Origin of the sequence: Shewanella sp. AC91-MNA-CIBAN-0169 (genome assembly GCF_040310165.1) — a bacterium.
Lineage (GTDB): Bacteria > Pseudomonadota > Gammaproteobacteria > Enterobacterales > Shewanellaceae > Shewanella.
Genome location: NZ_JBEOPM010000033.1, coordinates 28,691 through 47,390 on the forward strand (window position 1 = coordinate 28,691; position 18,700 = coordinate 47,390).

Annotated in this window: 17 protein-coding genes and 1 tRNA gene; 15 read left to right on the forward strand and 3 right to left on the reverse strand. The window is 40.7% G+C overall.

What is annotated here, in order from left to right; translation table 11 throughout:
• The first annotated feature begins 226 nt into the window (after positions 1 to 226).
• The 12 genes from murJ to AAEY98_RS20215 all read left to right on the forward strand — a co-directional run bounded on the left by murJ (position 227) and on the right by AAEY98_RS20215 (position 14,194).
• The gene (gene murJ, locus AAEY98_RS20160; protein ID WP_350998888.1) at positions 227 to 1,786 is read left to right on the forward strand and encodes a murein biosynthesis integral membrane protein MurJ; all 1,560 of its coding nucleotides are present in this window, start codon (positions 227 to 229) and stop codon (positions 1,784 to 1,786) included.
• 136 nt (positions 1,787 to 1,922) lie between these two features.
• Positions 1,923 to 2,858: a bifunctional riboflavin kinase/FAD synthetase gene (gene ribF, locus AAEY98_RS20165; RefSeq protein ID WP_101086379.1), complete on the forward strand. Its 936-nt coding sequence runs from the start codon at positions 1,923 to 1,925 to the stop codon at positions 2,856 to 2,858.
• 33 nt (positions 2,859 to 2,891) lie between these two features.
• Positions 2,892 to 5,714: an isoleucine--tRNA ligase gene (ileS, locus tag AAEY98_RS20170; protein ID WP_351019146.1), complete on the forward strand. Its 2,823-nt coding sequence runs from the start codon at positions 2,892 to 2,894 to the stop codon at positions 5,712 to 5,714.
• 22 nt (positions 5,715 to 5,736) lie between these two features.
• On the forward strand, positions 5,737 to 6,240 hold the full coding sequence (gene lspA, locus AAEY98_RS20175; protein ID WP_041413659.1) for a signal peptidase II: 504 nt from the start codon (positions 5,737 to 5,739) through the stop codon (positions 6,238 to 6,240).
• A gap of 2 nt (positions 6,241 to 6,242) precedes the next feature.
• Positions 6,243 to 6,686, forward strand: a complete 444-nt coding sequence (gene fkpB, locus AAEY98_RS20180) for an FKBP-type peptidyl-prolyl cis-trans isomerase (protein ID WP_162023671.1) — start codon at positions 6,243 to 6,245, stop codon at positions 6,684 to 6,686.
• A gap of 42 nt (positions 6,687 to 6,728) precedes the next feature.
• Positions 6,729 to 7,658: a 4-hydroxy-3-methylbut-2-enyl diphosphate reductase gene (gene ispH, locus AAEY98_RS20185; RefSeq protein WP_182744784.1), complete on the forward strand. Its 930-nt coding sequence runs from the start codon at positions 6,729 to 6,731 to the stop codon at positions 7,656 to 7,658.
• Between the two features lie 259 nt (positions 7,659 to 7,917).
• A complete protein-coding gene (pilV, locus tag AAEY98_RS20190) occupies positions 7,918 to 8,475 on the forward strand; it encodes a type IV pilus modification protein PilV (protein ID WP_192114418.1) in 558 nt (185 codons plus the stop codon).
• A complete protein-coding gene (locus tag AAEY98_RS20195; RefSeq protein WP_351019149.1) occupies positions 8,472 to 9,437 on the forward strand; it encodes a PilW family protein in 966 nt (321 codons plus the stop codon). Before pilV ends, AAEY98_RS20195 begins: the two co-directional genes overlap by 4 nt.
• Positions 9,438 to 9,496: 59 nt before the next feature.
• Positions 9,497 to 9,940 (forward strand): pilus assembly PilX family protein, encoded by a 444-nt coding sequence (locus tag AAEY98_RS20200; protein WP_351019152.1) that lies wholly within the window; start codon positions 9,497 to 9,499, stop codon positions 9,938 to 9,940.
• A gap of 2 nt (positions 9,941 to 9,942) precedes the next feature.
• Complete coding sequence (locus AAEY98_RS20205; protein WP_351019155.1) at positions 9,943 to 13,473, forward strand: pilus assembly protein; 3,531 nt, start codon at positions 9,943 to 9,945, stop codon at positions 13,471 to 13,473.
• 2 nt (positions 13,474 to 13,475) lie between these two features.
• Positions 13,476 to 13,883 carry a type IV pilin protein gene (locus tag AAEY98_RS20210; protein WP_351019158.1) on the forward strand — a complete coding sequence of 136 codons (408 nt, stop codon included), beginning with the start codon at positions 13,476 to 13,478 and terminating at the stop codon, positions 13,881 to 13,883.
• The gene (locus AAEY98_RS20215; protein ID WP_351019161.1) at positions 13,880 to 14,194 is read left to right on the forward strand and encodes a TapY2 family type IVa secretion system protein; all 315 of its coding nucleotides are present in this window, start codon (positions 13,880 to 13,882) and stop codon (positions 14,192 to 14,194) included. The genes AAEY98_RS20210 and AAEY98_RS20215 overlap by 4 nt, the downstream gene beginning before the upstream one ends.
• Positions 14,195 to 14,236: 42 nt before the next feature.
• Here AAEY98_RS20215 and AAEY98_RS20220 read toward each other — a convergent pair whose 3' ends face one another.
• Both AAEY98_RS20220 and AAEY98_RS20225 read right to left on the reverse strand, forming a co-directional pair.
• Positions 14,237 to 14,761, reverse strand: coding sequence for a GspH/FimT family pseudopilin (locus AAEY98_RS20220; protein ID WP_351019165.1), 525 nt, complete (start codon positions 14,759 to 14,761; stop codon positions 14,237 to 14,239).
• A gap of 128 nt (positions 14,762 to 14,889) precedes the next feature.
• Positions 14,890 to 15,411 carry a GspH/FimT family pseudopilin gene (locus AAEY98_RS20225; RefSeq protein ID WP_351019168.1) on the reverse strand — a complete coding sequence of 174 codons (522 nt, stop codon included), beginning with the start codon at positions 15,409 to 15,411 and terminating at the stop codon, positions 14,890 to 14,892.
• A 419-nt stretch (positions 15,412 to 15,830) separates the two neighbouring features.
• On the opposite strand from AAEY98_RS20225, the gene glnB reads away from it, so the two are divergent.
• The 3 genes from glnB to AAEY98_RS20240 all read left to right on the forward strand — a co-directional run bounded on the left by glnB (position 15,831) and on the right by AAEY98_RS20240 (position 18,476).
• Positions 15,831 to 16,169 (forward strand): nitrogen regulatory protein P-II, encoded by a 339-nt coding sequence (gene glnB, locus AAEY98_RS20230; RefSeq protein WP_101086390.1) that lies wholly within the window; start codon positions 15,831 to 15,833, stop codon positions 16,167 to 16,169.
• Positions 16,170 to 16,247: 78 nt separating this feature from the next.
• The gene (locus AAEY98_RS20235) at positions 16,248 to 17,534 is read left to right on the forward strand and encodes an NAD(P)/FAD-dependent oxidoreductase (RefSeq protein ID WP_101086391.1); all 1,287 of its coding nucleotides are present in this window, start codon (positions 16,248 to 16,250) and stop codon (positions 17,532 to 17,534) included.
• A gap of 240 nt (positions 17,535 to 17,774) precedes the next feature.
• Complete coding sequence (locus tag AAEY98_RS20240; RefSeq protein ID WP_011638325.1) at positions 17,775 to 18,476, forward strand: SapC family protein; 702 nt, start codon at positions 17,775 to 17,777, stop codon at positions 18,474 to 18,476.
• A 148-nt stretch (positions 18,477 to 18,624) separates the two neighbouring features.
• Here the strand turns inward: AAEY98_RS20240 and AAEY98_RS20245 are convergent.
• Positions 18,625 to 18,700, reverse strand: a tRNA-Thr gene (locus AAEY98_RS20245).

Here is an 18,700-nt window from a genome sequence, read left to right on the forward strand (position 1 = left end):
AAGGCCGAGGAATATGCCTGCTTTTTGTCGTCTTGTCAACGACTACAGTTGAATAATCATCATAAAGATAAATTAATCCAACCTAACATGCCTAACTTCAACCCACTCGTGTAATATGTGGCGCAATTCTACCAGCTCTTTGGTCTGTGTGACAGGGCCATAATAGAATATTTATTAATATATCCCATTAATTTTCGTTGAAGTGTGTTTGTGCCTGGGGGGCTGTTTGAGCAAAAAATTATTTAAATCAGGCTTGATTGTCAGCGTTATGACGCTGATTTCACGAGTATTAGGTTTAGTTCGAGATGTAGTGATTGCGAACCTAATGGGAGCAGGCAGTAGTGCTGACGTGTTCTTTTTTGCAAATAAGATACCTAATTTTTTAAGGCGTTTATTTGCCGAAGGGGCTTTTGCGCAGGCATTTGTGCCGGTACTGACCGAGTACCAGGAAAAAATGACCCCAGAAGATACACGCGAGTTATTAAGTAAAGTCGCTGGTACCTTAGGTGTACTAGTGACAATTGTTACTTTGGTTGGTGTTGTTGGTTCTCCAGTATTAGCTGCTCTTTTTGGTGGTGGCTGGTTTGTCGATTGGTTAAATGACGGGCCTAATGCAGAAAAATTTGAACTGGCTTCTGTCATGTTAAAAATTACCTTTCCGTATTTATGGTTTATCACCTTCACAGCCCTAGCAGGATCAATCCTTAATACTCGTGGACGCTTTGCGGTTTCAGCCTTTACGCCAGTATTTTTGAATGTGGCGATTATTGCCGTGGCGTTATGGTATGCGCACACATTAGAAAACCCTGAAATTGGTTTGGCTTGGGGGGTATTTGTTGGTGGATTGATTCAGTTTTTATTCCAAATACCTTTCTTAATTCGTGAGAAAGCACTCGTTAGGCCTACGTGGGGATGGCATCACCCTGGTGTGGTAAAAATTAGAACCTTGATGATCCCAGCTTTATTTGGTGTGTCTGTGTCGCAAATTAATTTATTGTTCGACACTTTTATAGCCAGTTTCCTGATGACGGGATCGATTAGTTGGTTGTATTACGCAGACCGCCTATTGGAGTTCCCTTTAGGATTATTTGGTATTGCCATCGCGACAGTGATTTTGCCTGCATTATCGCAAAAACATGTTAATGCCCAAGGCAGTGGCTTTAATCAAACGATGGATTGGGGAGTAAAAGCCATTTTACTCTTAGGCACTCCGGCTATGTTAGGACTGATTATTCTCGCTAAACCAATGCTGATGGTGTTGTTTATGCGTGGTGCATTTAGCCTAAATGACGTTCAAATGGCTTCGTATAGCCTGGTTGCTTATGGCTGTGGTTTGTTAAGTTTCATGATGATTAAAGTGTTAGCTCCAGGATATTATTCGCGTCAAGACACTAAAACTCCGGTTAAATATGGCATTATTGCCATGGTTAGTAATATGGTGTTTAACCTTATTTTTGCCATTCCATTTGGTTATGTGGGCTTAGCCATTGCGACATCAATGTCTGCGCTATTAAATGCGGGTTTGTTGTATCGAGGTTTGCATAAAGCGGGCGTTTATCAAATGAGCCGACAAACGTTATTTTTCTCGTTTAAAGTGATTATTTCTACAGCCTTAATGGCCATTGGCATTGTTTATTTTATGCCGCAACAAAGCATATGGCTCGAATGGCACACCTTCGAACGGATGTTTATGTTGATTGAGCTCATTGTTGGTGGCGCGGTTATTTATTTGTTGAGTTTACTCGCATTGGGTGTACGGCCTTGGAAAATTAAACGTCAGGGATAATTTATCCTACGTGAGAGACTTAGGCATATTCGGCTGATTATCCAAAATTCGCTGTAATAATCTGAGGTTGAAACTCGCATCTGACATTGGTTTGGGTATATAATCTGCCGATTTGCAATAGGCAGTATTGAGCGTAATGGAATTAATCCGCGGTATACACAATATTTTACCTTCTCATCATGGTTGCGTTTTGACCATTGGGAATTTTGATGGTGTCCATCGTGGCCATGCACAGGTGATCAGCAGCTTGGTTAATAAAGCGCATCATTTTCAACTGCCTGCAATGTTAATGACCTTTGAACCGCAACCGCAAGAACGTTTTCGTGGTACAGATGCGCCGGCGCGTCTGAGTCTTCTACGTGATAAAATTAGATTGTTAGATGAGCTTAAAATTGATCAGCTACTTTGTATCAATTTTACTGAAGCCTTTGCTAGTCAACCTGCTGAAGCGTTTATTGAAGAGTTACTGGTTAAAAAACTCGGGGTTAAATATCTCGTTGTTGGAGATGATTTTTGTTTTGGTAAAGGTCGCTTAGGTAACTTCGATATGCTCGTTGCTGCGGGTAAAGAATTTGGCTTTACTGTGGTCAGTACACAAAGCTTTGTTGTTGGTTCGTTGCGAGTAAGCTCTACTGCAGTGAGAGAACAACTAGCGTTAGGGCACTTAGAGCAAGCAAGGCGGTTATTGGGTCATCCTTTCATTTTAAGTGGTAAGGTTGCACACGGGCAAAAATTAGGCCGTACAATTGGTTTTCCAACAGCAAATATTGCCTTAAAACGACACGTAGTACCTGTAAGAGGGGTGTTTGCGGTTCGTTTGTACTGGGATGGCAGCGATATTTATGACGGTGTGGCTAATGTGGGTTTTAGACCCACTGTAAATGGTCAAACTTGCAGATTAGAAGTCCATTTGTTTGATTTTAGCGGTGATTTATACGGCAAACGAGTGGAAGTAGAATTAGTAGCAAAGATCCGTGATGAACAACCTTTTGAGTCATTGGACGCGCTAAAAAAACAGATTTTAAATGATGCAAATGAAGCTCGCGCTTTATTTAGCAACGATGCTAGCTGAAATGAATCAGCTTTAAATAATGGTATGGGATCAATGAGCGACTATAAATTTACTTTGAACTTGCCGGAAACAGAGTTTCCGATGCGCGGTAATTTGGCAAATCGCGAGCCAGAAATGTTAAATAGCTGGACGCAAGACGGACTGTATCAACAGATCCGTGATAGCCGTGCTGGCCGTAAACCTTTCATTCTTCATGATGGCCCTCCATACGCCAATGGCAGCATTCATATTGGTCACTCGGTAAACAAAATCCTTAAAGACATCATTATTAAGTCTAAAACCATGTCAGGTTTTGACGCGCCTTATATTCCAGGCTGGGATTGTCATGGATTACCGATTGAGCTTAAAGTTGAGCAAAAAGTCGGTAAGCCAGGTGTCAAAATTTCTGCGGCAGAGTTTCGTGAAGAATGTCGTAAATATGCCGCTATCCAAGTTGATGGCCAACGTGATGACTTCATTCGTTTAGGTGTATTAGGTGATTGGCAAAACCCTTACCTAACCATGGACTTTTCAACCGAAGCGAATATTGTCCGTTCATTGGCAAAAGTAATTGAAAGCGGTCATTTACACAAAGGTGTTAAACCTGTGCATTGGTGTACCGACTGTGGTTCAGCACTTGCTGAAGCTGAAGTGGAATACGAAGATAAAACATCTCCAGCAATCGATGTCGCTTTTGTGGCGGTTGATAGCCAAGCTGTTGCAGCTAAATTTGGCGTAGAAAATTATGCTAAACCAGTAGCTATGGCAATTTGGACCACGACCCCATGGACGATTCCTGCAAATCGTGCATTAGCGTTAAGCCCTGAGTTAGATTACAGCCTGGTTGAATTTGTTAAGAATGGTGAAACGACTACCTTGATATTAGCTCAAGTTCTGGTTGAGTCATGTCTTGAGCGTTACAGTGCAGAGTCACACACTATTTTAGGTGAAGTAAAAGGCGCAGAACTTGAGTTAATGCGTTTTAATCACCCATTTTATGCGTTTGACGTGCCTGCTATTTTAGCCGATCACGTGACTACTGACGCAGGTACCGGTATTGTACATACAGCACCAGGCCACGGTCAGGACGATTTTATTGTCGGCCAAAAATACGGTTTGGAAGTCGCTAACCCTGTTGGCGACAATGGTGTTTATAAGCCAGACACTGAGTTTTTTGCTGGTCAGCATGTATTTAAAGCCAACGCCAATGTGGTTGCGCTGTTAGAAGAAAAGGGCGCATTACTTCTGCATGTTGCTATACGCCATAGCTATCCACATTGCTGGCGCCACAAAACACCAATTATTTTCCGTGCCACGCCACAATGGTTTATCTCTATGGATAATCATGGTTTGCGTTCACAAGCGTTAAAAGAAATTGAACAAACGAAGTGGATCCCTGATTGGGGCCAAAGCCGTATTGAAAAAATGGTAGAAAACCGTCCAGACTGGTGTATTTCACGTCAGCGTACTTGGGGCGTCCCTATTACGTTGTTTGTACATCGTGAAACGGATGAATTACATCCAGACAGTGTTTCATTAATGGAACGTGTAGCGCATCGCATTGAACAACAAGGTATTCAAGCTTGGTGGGATTTAGATGCCAGCGAATTGTTAGGTGATGAGGCCGATCAATACCGCAAAGTGACTGATACATTGGATGTATGGTTTGACTCAGGTTCATCATTCTCATCTGTTGTCGCAGCGCGTCCAGAGTTTCATGGGCATGACATAGATTTGTATCTAGAAGGTAGCGATCAGCATCGTGGTTGGTTTATGTCATCATTGATGATCTCAACCGCTATGAATGGTAAAGCACCTTATAAGCAAGTGTTGACCCATGGTTTTACCGTTGATGGTAAAGGCCGTAAGATGTCAAAATCTGTTGGTAACGTGATAGCTCCCTTACAAGTAATCAATAAGCTTGGTGCTGACATTTTACGTCTATGGGTTGCCGCAACCGATTATAGTGGCGAAATGACGGTATCTGACGAGATTTTAAATCGCAGTGCTGATGCATATCGTCGTATTCGAAATACTGCCCGTTTCTTACTTGCTAACTTGAATGGCTTTAACCCAGAAACAGACATGATCGCATCTGAAGAGATGGTCGCGTTAGATCGTTGGGTTGTTCGTCGTGCAGCAGTGCTGCAACAAGAAATCATTGAAGCATATGATCAATACAATTTCCATTTAGTGACTCAAAAACTGATGCAGTTCTGTTCTGTAGAGTTAGGCAGTTTCTATCTTGATATTATTAAAGATCGCCAGTACACCGCTAAGCAAGAAGGGCATGCACGTCGTAGCTGTCAATCTGCGCTTTATCATATTGCCGAGGCAATGGTTCGGTGGATGACGCCAATTTTAAGCTTTACCGCTGATGAAGTGTGGCAATTGTTACCCGGTAAACGTGAAAAGTATGTGTTTACCCAAGAATGGTATCAAGGCTTAGAAGCCGTCACTCTTGAAAGTGATTTAAGCGATGATTATTGGGAGAAACTATTAACAGTCCGTAACGAAGTTAACAAAGTACTCGAACAAGCGCGTCGTGATAAACGTATTGGTGGTTCATTAGAAGCTGAAGTGACATTGTTCGCAGATGCTGATTTAGCTGCTGAGTTAGCTAAAGTGGGTGATGAGTTACGATTTATTCTTATTACCTCTAAAGCAGCCGTGGCGGATATGTCACAAGCGGGTAGCGATGCCATCGAAACCGAATTAAGTTCGCTTAAACTAGTGGTTGTCAAAAGTAGCGCCGAGAAGTGTGAGCGTTGCTGGCACTATCGTGAAGAGGTTGGCACTATTGAAGCTCACCCAACATTGTGTCAACGCTGTGTGACCAATATTGAAGGTGAAGGCGAGAAACGCGAATTCGCTTAAGGAAACATTGATAATGAGTACTGTGCCATTAACATGGAAAGACAGTGGCTTACGTTGGTATTGGGTAGCTGCATTGGTGTTTTTAGCCGATCAGCTGTCTAAACAATGGGTCCTGAGCAATTTTGAATTGTATGAGTCTATACAGCTTTTACCGTTTTTTAACTTCACTTACGTGCGAAACTACGGTGCAGCGTTCAGTTTTTTAAGTGAAGCAGGAGGTTGGCAACGTTGGTTGTTTACCATTATTGCGGTTGGTTTTAGTACCTTGTTAACAATATGGTTGCGTAAACAATCTTATTCGTTATGGCGCAGTAATTTAGCCTTTACCTTAGTTATTGGCGGCGCATTAGGTAATTTGGTTGATCGTTTAATGCATGGTTTTGTAATTGATTTTGTCGATTTTTACTGGAATACCAGCCATTACCCTGCATTTAATATTGCCGATGCAGGCATCTTTATTGGTGCGGTACTGATCATTTGGGAATCATTTAGACCCGACGCAAAGCCATCGAAGGAGCAAGATTAACTATGACAGATTTAAATAAGCAAGACAGTCATTCATTAATATGTCATATGAATATTGTACTGGAAGACGGGTCCACAGCCGACAGTACAAAATCATCTGGCAAACCTTCACGTTTAAATATTGGTGACGGTAGTCTAAGTCCGGCTTTTGAAGACGAACTAAAAGACTTGAAAGAAGGTGATAAGCACACATTTACCTTAGCGGCAAAAGACGCTTTTGGTGAGTCAAACCCTGATGCGATTCACTATATGGACCGAAGTCGATTTCCTGCAGATATGAAGCTTGAAGACGGTGTTATTGTGAGTTTTGCGGGTCCTGGTGGCAGTGAAATACCGGGTATCGTTCGCGATACTGCTGGTGATTCAATTACAGTCGATTTAAACCATCCACTCGCAGGACGCACGCTTACGTTTGAACTTGAAGTGATTAGTGTCATAACTGAATAAAAAAGGTAGCACATGCTAAAAGTTGATCCGACGTCTCCAGAACTGAGTATTTTATTGGCCAACCCTCGTGGTTTTTGTGCCGGTGTTGACCGTGCTATCAGTATTGTTGAGCGTGCTTTAGAGTTATTTGAACCACCAATTTATGTACGCCATGAAGTGGTACATAACCGATATGTGGTTGAAAACCTAAAACAGCGTGGTGCTCTTTTTATTGATGAACTTGACCAAGTACCAGACAACAGTATTGTTATTTTTAGTGCTCACGGTGTATCACAAGCTGTGCGTAAAGAAGCTAAAAATCGTGGTTTAAAAGTCTTCGATGCGACATGTCCTTTAGTGACAAAAGTACATTTACAAGTGACTCGTGCAAGTCGTAAAGGTATTGAGTGCATTTTGATTGGTCATGAAGGCCATCCAGAAGTTGAAGGCACTATGGGACAATATGATAATCCTAAAGGTGGTGTTTATCTTATTGAGTCTCCAGAGGATGTTAATAATCTTCAGGTCAATAATCCAGACAACTTATGCTTTGTCACTCAAACAACACTTTCTGTTGATGACACCTTAGATATTATTACTGCATTGCAAAAGCGCTTTCCTTCAATTGAGGGGCCGCGTAAAGATGATATTTGCTACGCGACGCAAAATCGACAAGATGCTGTACGTAGTATGTCTTCCGAAGTCGATTTATTGATTGTTGTCGGTTCTAAAAATAGCTCTAACTCTAATCGATTACGTGAGCTGGCTGAAAAAACAGGTACGCAATCTTATCTCGTTGATACCGCTGCTGACGTTGAGGCTGTGTGGTTTGATGGTGTGAAAAAAGTAGCAGTAACTGCTGGTGCTTCAGCGCCTGAGGTGTTAGTGCAACAAGTTGTTAACGCGATAGCTAAACTTGCACCGAGTATTATTACTGAAGTTGAAGGCCGTAAAGAAGACACTGTATTTGCAGTTCCAGCTGAATTACGTTAGTAATTTCAATCATCTATAAATATTAACCCGCAACTTAATTTAAGTTGCGGGTTTTTTGTGCTTACAAAGTAAACCGAGTATAATACGGATAAAATATGTTGTTCTATTAATCATACAAAATTGATACTATCTGATTACATTTAAGTCAGTTATTATCTATGCAGAATGTTTAGACTGGTTTAATAGTTGTGCTGTATAAAAAATCGATATTCAAGAGTGAAAATATCTACTTTTGATTTTATCTGGAGGTTTTACGCTCATGTCATGCAAAAGGAATGGATTTTCCTTAATTGAAGTAATGGTCTCACTGGTTATTCTAGTGATTGGCCTTATTGGGATTTTTAATCTTCATTTAGTTGCCAAGAAAGGCAGTTTCGAATCTTTTCAACAAACTCAAGCCTCGTATTATGCTAACGACATCATTAATCGAATGCGTATAAACAGTAGTCAACTAGCCACCTATGCAGGGACTTATACTGGTTCATCTATATCATCGGCCAAATCTTGTGATGTTGCTGTGGGTGGTAATGTTCTATGTACCAACATTGAAACAAGAAACTGGGACTTATATCAGTGGGAACGCGCGTTTTTAGGTGAAAATGAAAAATCATCTGACAATAATAATGTGGGTGGATTAGATTCTCCAACAGCTTGTATAAATATAGACGCTAATAATAATGTCATGGTCGTAATCACTTGGAAGGGCGTTAGATCATCTTCAGATGGCGCTTCAGGACAATCTAGCGTTGTGCAAGGTTGTGGAACGAGTAGTGACAGGCGACGTGCATTAGTGGTTAATACGGCGATATTAAGATGATGAAGAAATCAGTAATCCAGCGAGGAATGTCGCTAGTTGAGTTAATGGTCGCGATGTTGATTAGCTTGTTTTTAACAGCAGGCCTTTTTACTATGTTTAGCATGTCTTCAGGCAATGTCACTACCACAAGTCAGTTTAATCAATTGCAAGAAAATGGCCGAATCGCATTAGCGATTATGGAACGCGATTTAAGTCAGCTTGGGTTTATGGGTGATATTACAGGTACTGATTTTATTATTGGCAGTAACACTACTATCTCATCTACCGCGGTTACAGCAGATTGTTTGGGTGCAGGCCTTAATAATGCTAGCTTTCCTAATGCGCAACCTTCACATTTTCGCCGGTTATGGGGTTATGAGCAGGGAGTGAGTGCAGAAACCTTAGCGTGTATTACGCCTAATAGTAAAACAGATGTTATTCAAATTAAGCGTCTAATCGGGCCACCTGCTACAGTGTTAACTGCCACGCGCTATTATGCAGCGTCAACATCTAATGAAATTATTTTTTTTAATGGAAGTGCAGCGGCTCCTGGACTCGCTAATAGCCGCTTATGGGAATACCAACACCATGTCTATTTTATTCGAGATGACGGTAATATTCCGGTATTAAGACGCCGTACTTTATCTATCAATAATGGCATGAATAACGAAGAGCAACTCGTTGAAGGCATAGAAAATATGCGTATTCTTTACGGCTTTGATAGTGATGGTGACGGTACTGCTGATAGCTATATGCCAGCACAAAATGTGACAACATTGATGTGGGATAACGAATTATTTCAACGTTTAGTTTCTTTAAGGGTATTTTTACTCGTTCGCTCAAGCGAAGAGGACAGAACCTATAAAAATGATAATACCTATACACTCGGTGATAAAACCATTGGGCCACTTAATGATAAATATCGTCGTAAAGTCGTCTCAAGTACGATTGTGTTAGAAAATCCAATTTTAATAAACCTATAATTTAGTTGTTCAATACGTAAATTTATTTTGAGTTGATGTACGAAACAAAAGGCAGATAAATGGTCACATCATTAAAGAAACAGCAAGGAATAGTGTTGTTTTTTTCGTTAATCATCCTTGTGCTAATGACCTTAATTGGTGTGGCATTGGCGGTTAATTCGACACAGTCATTGAGAATGTCTGGCGCTGGTTCTGAGCGTATTGAGGCGATGGCTTCTGCTCAAGGCGGACAAGACAAAGCTATTTTAGTTAATCAAGGCACTACAATGGCGACGATGACTGTAGCTTCTACAACTGTCGATGCCGCACTCGGTGTGTCAAATACGATCACCCCGATGACTGTTGGTGATGTTGGCTGTCAACGCAGCACAAAAGCAAGTTCAGGAAATTTAATTAGTTGTCGCAGAGTTGAAATATCAAGCTCTTCAACATTTGGCCGCAGCAATATGGGGTTAGTCACCGTGGTTGCAGGTATAGAACAAGAAGTGTTAACAGGGAGTTAGTCATGTTTTTTAAACAATTATTATCTACATTGCTATTTGCAATCTTGGCTTTCTCATCCATCAGTTTCGCCGATGATACTGAGTTGTATGTGCTTGAGTCTACAGCTCGTACTGGTTCTAAGCCGCAAGTACTGATTATTTTTGATACGTCTGGGAGTATGGGCACCAATTTTAATACCGATGATCCTTATGAGCGTGGTAATGAGAATGTTAACAGAAGTGGCCGTTTAAGAGGCTCTACCAAATTATTTTTCACTCGTAATAGTAGTAATATTCCATTGTCATCTAGTGACCAATATTTCCAAGCTATTGTTAATGGCTGTGGTGTCAGTGATCGCTACCTAAAAGATTATGGTATGTTTACTGGTTATCTTCGTGAACACAAATATATCGGTGAGAATGGCGAATGGTCAGAGCTCCCTTTAACTGATGGAAGCAGCATTCAATACGTTGATTGTTACGAGGATATCGCGGAATTAAATTCCAATAATCGCAGAGAAACAAATGGTTTTCCAGTTGATGGTTTAGGTACTAGTTCAAATCCTATTCGTTATACCGCTATAGGTAATTCATCAACTTCAGCCGAAATTGATGCTGCCGTCGCAAAAGCTAAATTAACCAATTTTGGTATTGGTCAACCAATCACTATTTATACCGAAAAATACGTTGATTGGTATCATAGTACCAAAACTCAGAGTCCCTATTCACGGCTAGCAGTTGCCCAACGAGTAATCGAAGATACTATTGTCACAACCCCTGGTGTTGATTTCGGTCTGAGTGTGTTCAACCGAAATACGAGTAATAGTACAAATGGTGGCAGAATTGTATATGGCATAACAACGAATAATGATGCAAATAAATCCAGTTTACTTACTACTATTGGTGGTTTTACCGCTGGCGGTAATACCCCGTTATGCGAAAATCTTTACGAAGCCTACCGCTATTTTTCAGGTTTAGGTGTTTACTATGGTGATGATGATCCGACTCGAGAGCCTCCTAGAGATACTACTGTAGAGTCAGGTGATGAGAATAATAAAGTCTATAGTTCCCCATTTGTAGGCAAGCAATGTCAAGATAAAGCCTATATTATTTATGTTACAGATGGTGCACCTGTTAGTGATAATGATGCAGATAGTAAAGTTTTAGCTCTTCCAGGTGTAACGACTGCTAATCGATACTCAAATAGTTATTTAGCAGCACTTGCTGGCTGGTTGAATACAAATGATGTAAATACTAGTCTTGATGGAACACAAACAGTATCAACTTATACAATAGGTTATGGTTCAGGTATAACAAGTGTTGCAACACTTCTGCAAGAAACTGCAAATCGTGGCGGTGGGGCATATTTTCCTGCTTCCGATGCTGCAAGGTTGCAAGAGGCTTTACAATCTATCTTCTCTAATATTCTAGAAACTAACTCAAGTTTCACTTCACCTTCAGTAGCGAGTAATAACTTTGATAGAACCCAAACATTAGACTCGGTTTACTACGCTATGTTTTTACCTAACGAAGGTCCTCGTTGGGTGGGTAATTTGAAAAAGCTTAAGGTGACTGGATCTGGTGATGTTGTCGATAAAAATGGTAATGATGCCATTGATGATGATGGTAATTTGGCCTCGTCGGCATGTTCTTATTGGACATCGGATGCTGTCTGCAGTGCCACAAGTGGCGGCGGTGATGGTAATAATGTTGAAATCGGAGGTGCATTAACCAAGCTTCAATCAACGCCGAGTCGCACTTTATACGGGAACTTTGGTACGGGTGGCGCAATTGAAGCTTTCACTAAATCAAAAGCAGTAAACAGTCCTGGTATTGGCAGTGAAGCTGCCTTGGCTGCCTTTATGGGCGTAGACACCTCTGAGCTAACTAAATTATTTGATTGGGCGATTGGCATTGACGTTGATGATGAAGACAAAGACGGTTCAACAACAGATAAGCGCTCAGATATTATGGGCGACCCACTGCACTCTAAGCCGTTAGCGATTAACTACGGTACTGCGGGCTCACCAGATATACGTATTTTACTGGGCACTAATGCAGGCTTTTTACACATGTTTAAAGACAGTGGTGCGAGTATTGAAGAGTCATGGGCATTTATGCCCCAAGAACTATTACCTAACCTTCGTGAGTTAAGGGCAAACGTACCAACAGGAGTTCATTCTGTTTACGGTATGGATAGCCCACCTGTTGCATACGTAAAAAGAAATGCATCAGGTGCAATTGATAAAGCTTGGCTATTTGTGGGTATGCGTCGCGGGGGGAAATCGTATTATGCGCTCAACATTACCAATCCTGATTCACCACAATTTATGTGGAAAGTTGACCCTAGCTCCACAGGAATGAGTGATATGGGCCAGTCTTGGGCTGAGCCTGTGGTAACGTTCATCCCAGGAGTGCCAGCAGGTAATACCTCTGCTGATACCGCATCTCCAGTTGTGATTATTGGCGGTGGATATAACCCTTCAACAAAAGATGGTGCAGGGGTTGGTACTGATGACACTACCGGCCGCAGTGTTTACATTTTAAATGCTGAAACTGGAGCCCTAGTGTATCGATTTGGTACTGGCTCAAGTGGAACACAATTACCTGGTATTGTTGATAGCATTCCAAATAGCATCGCAATATTAGACAGTAACAGTGATAAATTAACTGACAGATTATATGCAACTGATACAGGGGCTAATATTTGGCGTATGGATTTACCCGGTGCTTCACCGACTAGCTCTACCAGTCCGTGGACGGCGTTTAAGTTTGCGAGTTTAGGCGGCTCTACACAAGCTACCGATAGACGCTTTTTTGCTGAACCTGCAGTGGCGCAAACGGTATTCACTAATATCTCTCAAGTGTCAGTGACTGATACGTCTAATAATACAACCACGAACCTGACGTATCAGAATATCCCTTATGATGCTGTTACCGTAGGCAGTGGCCACAGACCGCATCCTTTAGATACATCGCGCTCAGACCAGTTTTTTGTGTTACAAGACCGTAATGTCGTGACTAAATCGTTTACTGGCGCTGAAGGTAAAGAGATACCTGCTCCGTTAGCGTTAGCAAATCTTTATAATGTATCTTCAACGCCTCCGACAACGGAACAGCAAAATATTGAGTTTGGTGCAAAAAGAGGCTGGTATTATAACTTTGCTGCGAAAGGAGAAAAAAGTTTATCTGCCTCTACAATAATTCAAGGGCGAGTGTACTTTACCTCTTATGTCCCTGGGGATGCGACCTCATCAAATCAATGTCTTGCATCTGGTGAAGGTCGATTATATGGCTTTGATTTGCATAAAGGTACTCGTTCATATACTCAAGAGTATTTAGAAATGGGCGCAAGAGTACCTGATACGCCTCAGTTAGTCATACCGCCGAATGGTACATCAGACAGTTATATGTATTTAATTGGTATTGGCTCTGCTGGTGATGACATGGATAAAGTGGATGATAATGAGGATGATGGCTGTGCTGCTGGTGATGATAAATGTATCGGTGGTGGTTTAGGTGCTAACAAAATTTATTACCATATAGATGAATAAAGATGAGTAAAAAAGCAATGATAAATCATAAAGGATTCACATTAATTGAAGTGATGATCACTGTTGTGATCGTGGGAATTCTCGCTTCAATTGCCTATCCTAATTATACGCAGTTTGTCGCTAAAGGCGCTCGTGGTGACGGTTTGGCAGGGGTAATGCATGTTGCTAATTTGCAAGAACAGTATTATTTAGATCATCGAAGCTTTGCAACTGATATGACTAAACTTGGGTTGAAGGCAGATCCTTGGATTGTTGAAAATACCTATTATAAGGTTGATACAACGCTGAGTGGTGATGATTACACCGTGACAGCTACAGCTGTTGGAGTACAAGCGACTCGTGATACGGCTTGTGCAACGATATCGTTAACCTCAACGGGTGCTAAGTCACCTACGGAGTGTTGGAAATGAGAACAAGCATAATATTTACAGCAATTTTATATTTTTTTAGTACATCTTCTGCTTTTGCGGAAGAAGAAGCTGATTATATTCCGTATAAATGCCATATCGAAACACCCAACGGTCCAAATATTGCTTTGTTTTTATGGGAAAAAAAATTAGCGATACAAGAGCAAAGTGCTTTACTAGCTAAGCAAGTGTCAACAATATCTAATGAACGTTTATTGGTGAAACGGATAGTTGAATGCATTGCAGAAGATAAAAAGTTTAACGATAAATTTGTTCGTGAACTTGATGAACGGAGAACTGACATAGACAATTAATGTGTGGTTCTAAATAGGCTTATTAACATAAGCCTATTGTTACTAACTGCAAGTAACGGTGGTGCTAACTTTAGACATTCTGCCTGACGAATTTATATTTACGGCCTCAGATGAACTACTGTCTGCGCTGCCAGGGCAATATCGAAAAATGCCATTGAGACCATTAGCCATCATTCCATCAGGATTAAAAGTATACCGCGTTAGATCTGACTTTATAATATCGTTACTATTAAATGCATCGACTTTACGTAAGATCACATCAGCAATTCCATTGGTTGTATCCATTGTTCCAGTAACGCCATTATCGATGAATATACTAAAACCTTGGGCCCAATTACTGCCACAAGTTGTAGATGTCATAGGGCAAATAGACACTCTGCTACCGTAACTAACCGCTTGGCTGCGGGCAAAGACAAACGATGAATCAATGGTGCTTATAGCTGTTCTCGCTCTAATTCCTTCATAAAGCGACTTAAGTGCGGGAACGGCAACGGTCATGAGTATTGCTGCTATGACAACAGTGACCATTACTTCTATTAAAGTGAACCCAAAAGTTAATTTTTTCATGCATAAATCCTCTGCTATATAAAGCAGAGTATAACTAAGCGCAGCATGAATTACAGTGTTTTATTGACCATTTTGACCGAACTACTGATTTGATATTTATTCAAATACCCTATTTAATTCCTACTTTGTCAAAGCTTACATTTAATATTTTTCTTTTTCGACATTCTTACCCTTCCTGCTTGATTTACAATGATGGCTTTTGAGTATTTACTGTCAAATTTTCCTGGGCAGTACGTTAATGTGCCATTAGTACCAGAAGCTAATCCATCGGGTTGGAATCTAATCGCTGCACGATTGTAATCAATATAGTCATTTTCATGAAAAGGAGCCGTTTGTTGAAGTAAGCGATCATTGTCATCAAGTTGATTTTTTTGCCCATGATCAATAAATACGCTTAATCCAATACTCCAATCTGCTGAACACAGATTATCGATTAAAGGGCAAACCGTTACCCTAGAACCATAACTTATGGCCATATTTCGGCCTAACTGAATAGTCTGTTGAATAACTTGAATATTACTCTTTGCTCGTACTTGTTCAATTACTCCAGAAAAAGAGGGGATTGCGATGAGTGACATTATTGCGGCAATCAATGTGGTGACTATAACTTCAATCAGGCTAAAGCCTTTTGCTTGGATAGGAAATTTCACTGTTGTTCATCCTTAAACGTGGTCAGCTGCGTCCTGCAGTAAGATTAAATTAGTATAGAAAATAACCAGCAGCTTTGCTGAGAAATATCTTTTCATAAATACGTAAAATAGCCGCGACAATTAGCTTCGCTTTCAAGTAAGATATTTGGATGATGTTAGCAAGCATATAAATTGCAATGAGGACATATGCTTAATCAACTTCAGTATGGAATTATAAATGGTTATTAAATAGCTCCTGCTTGCTGTAGTGGATTGACTTGCAATAGGCACCATATTGACGTGCAAATGTGACTTGTTAGTAAAACAAATGGCAAATTCGATATTGCAGATTTGAAATAAACCATTTTCTTATCGATTTATCCCATCTCTTATCCCGAGTTGAGGTTAATCAAAAACTTAGCCGATGACAGGAGTATTTAATGAAAAAAGTCGAAGCGATTATTAAACCGTTTAAACTTGATGACGTGCGTGAGGCACTTGCTGAAATTGGCATTACGGGTATGACGGTATCAGAGGTTAAAGGCTTTGGGCGTCAGAAAGGCCACACAGAGCTTTATCGTGGTGCAGAATATATGGTTGATTTTTTACCTAAGGTAAAAATTGAATTAGTGATCCAAGATGACATTCTGGAACGTGCGATTGATGTTATCGTTGATATAGCCAGAACAGGTAAAATTGGTGACGGTAAAATATTTGTAACTGATATCGAACGCGTGATTCGTATTCGCACTGGCGAAGAAAATGAAGAAGCAGTATAAGGCCCATAAGGGCCTTTTTTTATAACTGTAAATATTGTGTGATTATGTTGTTGGTATAAGGTAATTCCGAGGTAGTGTATGGTGCAACGAATTGTTATCGTGGGTGGTGGGGCTGCAGGGCTAGCATTGGCTTCAAAATTGGGCCGGAAATTTGGTAAAAATCCGTTAATCGACATTAGTTTGATTGATAAAAATACCGTCCACATATGGAAACCTAAATTACATGAAGTCGCTGTTGGTGTAATTGATCAATCAATCGAAGGCCTGCAATATCGAGATCACGGATTAAAGAATGGTTACCGGTATATTCGAGGTGCCATTGAGCAATGCGATCCGACGACTAAGAAAATTCAACTTGCTCCTGTGTATAACGATGAAGGCGAGATGATCATTGCCGCGCGCAATATTGAATACGATACTCTTGTTCTAGCTTTAGGGGGCGTATCAAATAGCTTTAATACACCAGGAGCCGAAAAACACTGTATTTTTTTAGACAGTCTAGACAGTGCTAATCTGTTTCATCATAAGCTGATGGATGCACTGTTACAGCTTAATGAAACCCAAGATCAATTAGGTATCGGCATTGTTGGTGCGGGTGCTACAGGTGTCGAGCTTGCCGCTGAGCTCCATCATGTTATTGAATCAGTAAGAGAGTACGGTTATCAAAACATCTCCAAAGATCATTTAGATATAAATTTAATAGAAGCATCCCCAAAAATACTCCCTCAATTGCCAGAGCAAGTCAGTACCAGAGCGCAAACTGTACTGTCAAAGCTAGGGGTTAAATTACATTTAGGTGTGCAGGTTAAAGAAGTAACCAAAGAAGGCTTTGTTACTGCGACGGGGGAGACGATAAAAGCCAATATCAAAGTGTGGGCGGCAGGTGTTAAAGGTCCCAAAGTATTTGAAAATTTCACTCAACTTCCCGTCACACCACGTAATCAAATTGATGTAGATGATTGCATGCGTGTAAAAGGCATTGATGATATTTATGCTTTAGGCGACTGTGCTCAATTAATTTTACCATCAGGTAAGCCGGTACCACCAAGAGCCCAAGCCGCGGCTCAAATGGCAGATCGTCTCTATGCCAATATTTGTTTGAAGATGAAACAGCAGCCAGAAAAGCCTTTCGTTTATAAAGACTATGGATCACTAGTATCACTGAGTCGTTTTTCGGCGGTTGGGAACTTAATGGGAAGCCTCCGCTCAGGAGATTTTTTTGTTGAAGGACACATTGCTCGTTTGATGTACATCTCTCTGTATCAGCGTCATTTAGCCAGCTTGTATGGCTGGTTCTCGGCTTCTGTATATCGTATTGCCCAAAAGCTACTGCGCTGGCAACGTCCTAAGCTCAAGTTACACTAGGCGAGTAATCACATAGAGAGTTGAGCTACTATCAATATAAACGAATAGGCTTTGTTAAACACAAAGCCTATTTTGCTCAAGAATTGGTCATTTGACGTTTATTGACGCAATTTAACTTAAATCTACTTGAATTTAAGATTTAACTTGGTAGTTTCAGTTATTAATTATTTGTTAACACAACGTATGACAATGATGTTGTACTTATACCATAAAAGATAATCAGTGCTTCAAGGAGCCAAGATGCCTAACCAGATTACATTATTAGAACAAACCAAGCATGGTGATTTAAAACTGACTCCAAGTGATTTTTCTCACGTGGCGGAGCAGCACATCGTGCCGGTTACCTTGCATGAAATTAACCGTGCTGCCACTGAGTATCCAATCGTATTTGTTAAAAACAGTGACACTAACGAATTTCAATCAGTTGCGATGTTAGGCCTAAAACCAGGTCAAAATCTAAGTGTGAAAGATGGTAAGTGGCAAGGTTTGTATATTCCAGCTGTTGTTCGTGACTATCCCCTTGGTTTAGTGGTTAATCCAGACGTTAAAGATAAAGTATGGATTGGTATACGCGAAGATGCCAAAGAAGTGACTAAAACAGACGGCCAAGCATTATTTGAAGATGGTAAAGAAACTCCATTTTTAGAAGCGCGTAAGCAAGCTTTGATTAGCCACTATGAACAAGATCAAGCCACTCGCGGTATTTTAGGGTTTCTAGATGAAAAAGGGCTGTTGATTAATCAGACTCTCACTGTTGATGTAGCGGGTGAGAAGCGTAATATCAATGGTTTATACCTTATTGATGAAGCTAAATTAAATGCACTAAGCGACGAAGAGTTTATCGAGCTTAAAAAGCGCGGTCTACTAGGCCCAATTTATGGTCATTTGGGTTCTTTAAACCAAGTTAATCGTTTAGCCCGTGTTGAAGTACTCGGTAGATAGTCTTCGGGCTTCCCCAAACAAAACAGGCACTCAATTGAGTGCCTGTTTTGTTTGGGGAAGTTAAATACAATATCTGAATTAATATGTTTAGATTTGACTAAATAGCAGATGCAAAAAAGCCACTCATTGAGTGGCTTTTTTGTTTTTATGGTGCCGGCACCAAGAGTCGAACTCGGGACCTACTGATTACAAGTCAGTTGCTCTACCAACTGAGCTATGCCGGC

Coding starts and splice junctions, on each gene's coding strand:
- ribF (WP_101086379.1), top strand. CDS start 1,923: ATGGAATTAATCCGCGGTATACACAATATTTTACCTTCTCATCATGGT.
- ileS (WP_351019146.1), top strand. CDS start 2,892: ATGAGCGACTATAAATTTACTTTGAACTTGCCGGAAACAGAGTTTCCG.
- fkpB (WP_162023671.1), top strand. CDS start 6,243: ATGACAGATTTAAATAAGCAAGACAGTCATTCATTAATATGTCATATG.
- pilV (WP_192114418.1), top strand. CDS start 7,918: ATGTCATGCAAAAGGAATGGATTTTCCTTAATTGAAGTAATGGTCTCA.
- AAEY98_RS20195 (WP_351019149.1), top strand. CDS start 8,472: ATGATGAAGAAATCAGTAATCCAGCGAGGAATGTCGCTAGTTGAGTTA.
- AAEY98_RS20200 (WP_351019152.1), top strand. CDS start 9,497: ATGGTCACATCATTAAAGAAACAGCAAGGAATAGTGTTGTTTTTTTCG.
- AAEY98_RS20205 (WP_351019155.1), top strand. CDS start 9,943: ATGTTTTTTAAACAATTATTATCTACATTGCTATTTGCAATCTTGGCT.
- AAEY98_RS20210 (WP_351019158.1), top strand. CDS start 13,476: ATGAGTAAAAAAGCAATGATAAATCATAAAGGATTCACATTAATTGAA.
- AAEY98_RS20215 (WP_351019161.1), top strand. CDS start 13,880: ATGAGAACAAGCATAATATTTACAGCAATTTTATATTTTTTTAGTACA.
- AAEY98_RS20220 (WP_351019165.1), bottom strand. CDS start 14,761: ATGAAAAAATTAACTTTTGGGTTCACTTTAATAGAAGTAATGGTCACT.
- glnB (WP_101086390.1), top strand. CDS start 15,831: ATGAAAAAAGTCGAAGCGATTATTAAACCGTTTAAACTTGATGACGTG.
- AAEY98_RS20235 (WP_101086391.1), top strand. CDS start 16,248: ATGGTGCAACGAATTGTTATCGTGGGTGGTGGGGCTGCAGGGCTAGCA.
- AAEY98_RS20240 (WP_011638325.1), top strand. CDS start 17,775: ATGCCTAACCAGATTACATTATTAGAACAAACCAAGCATGGTGATTTA.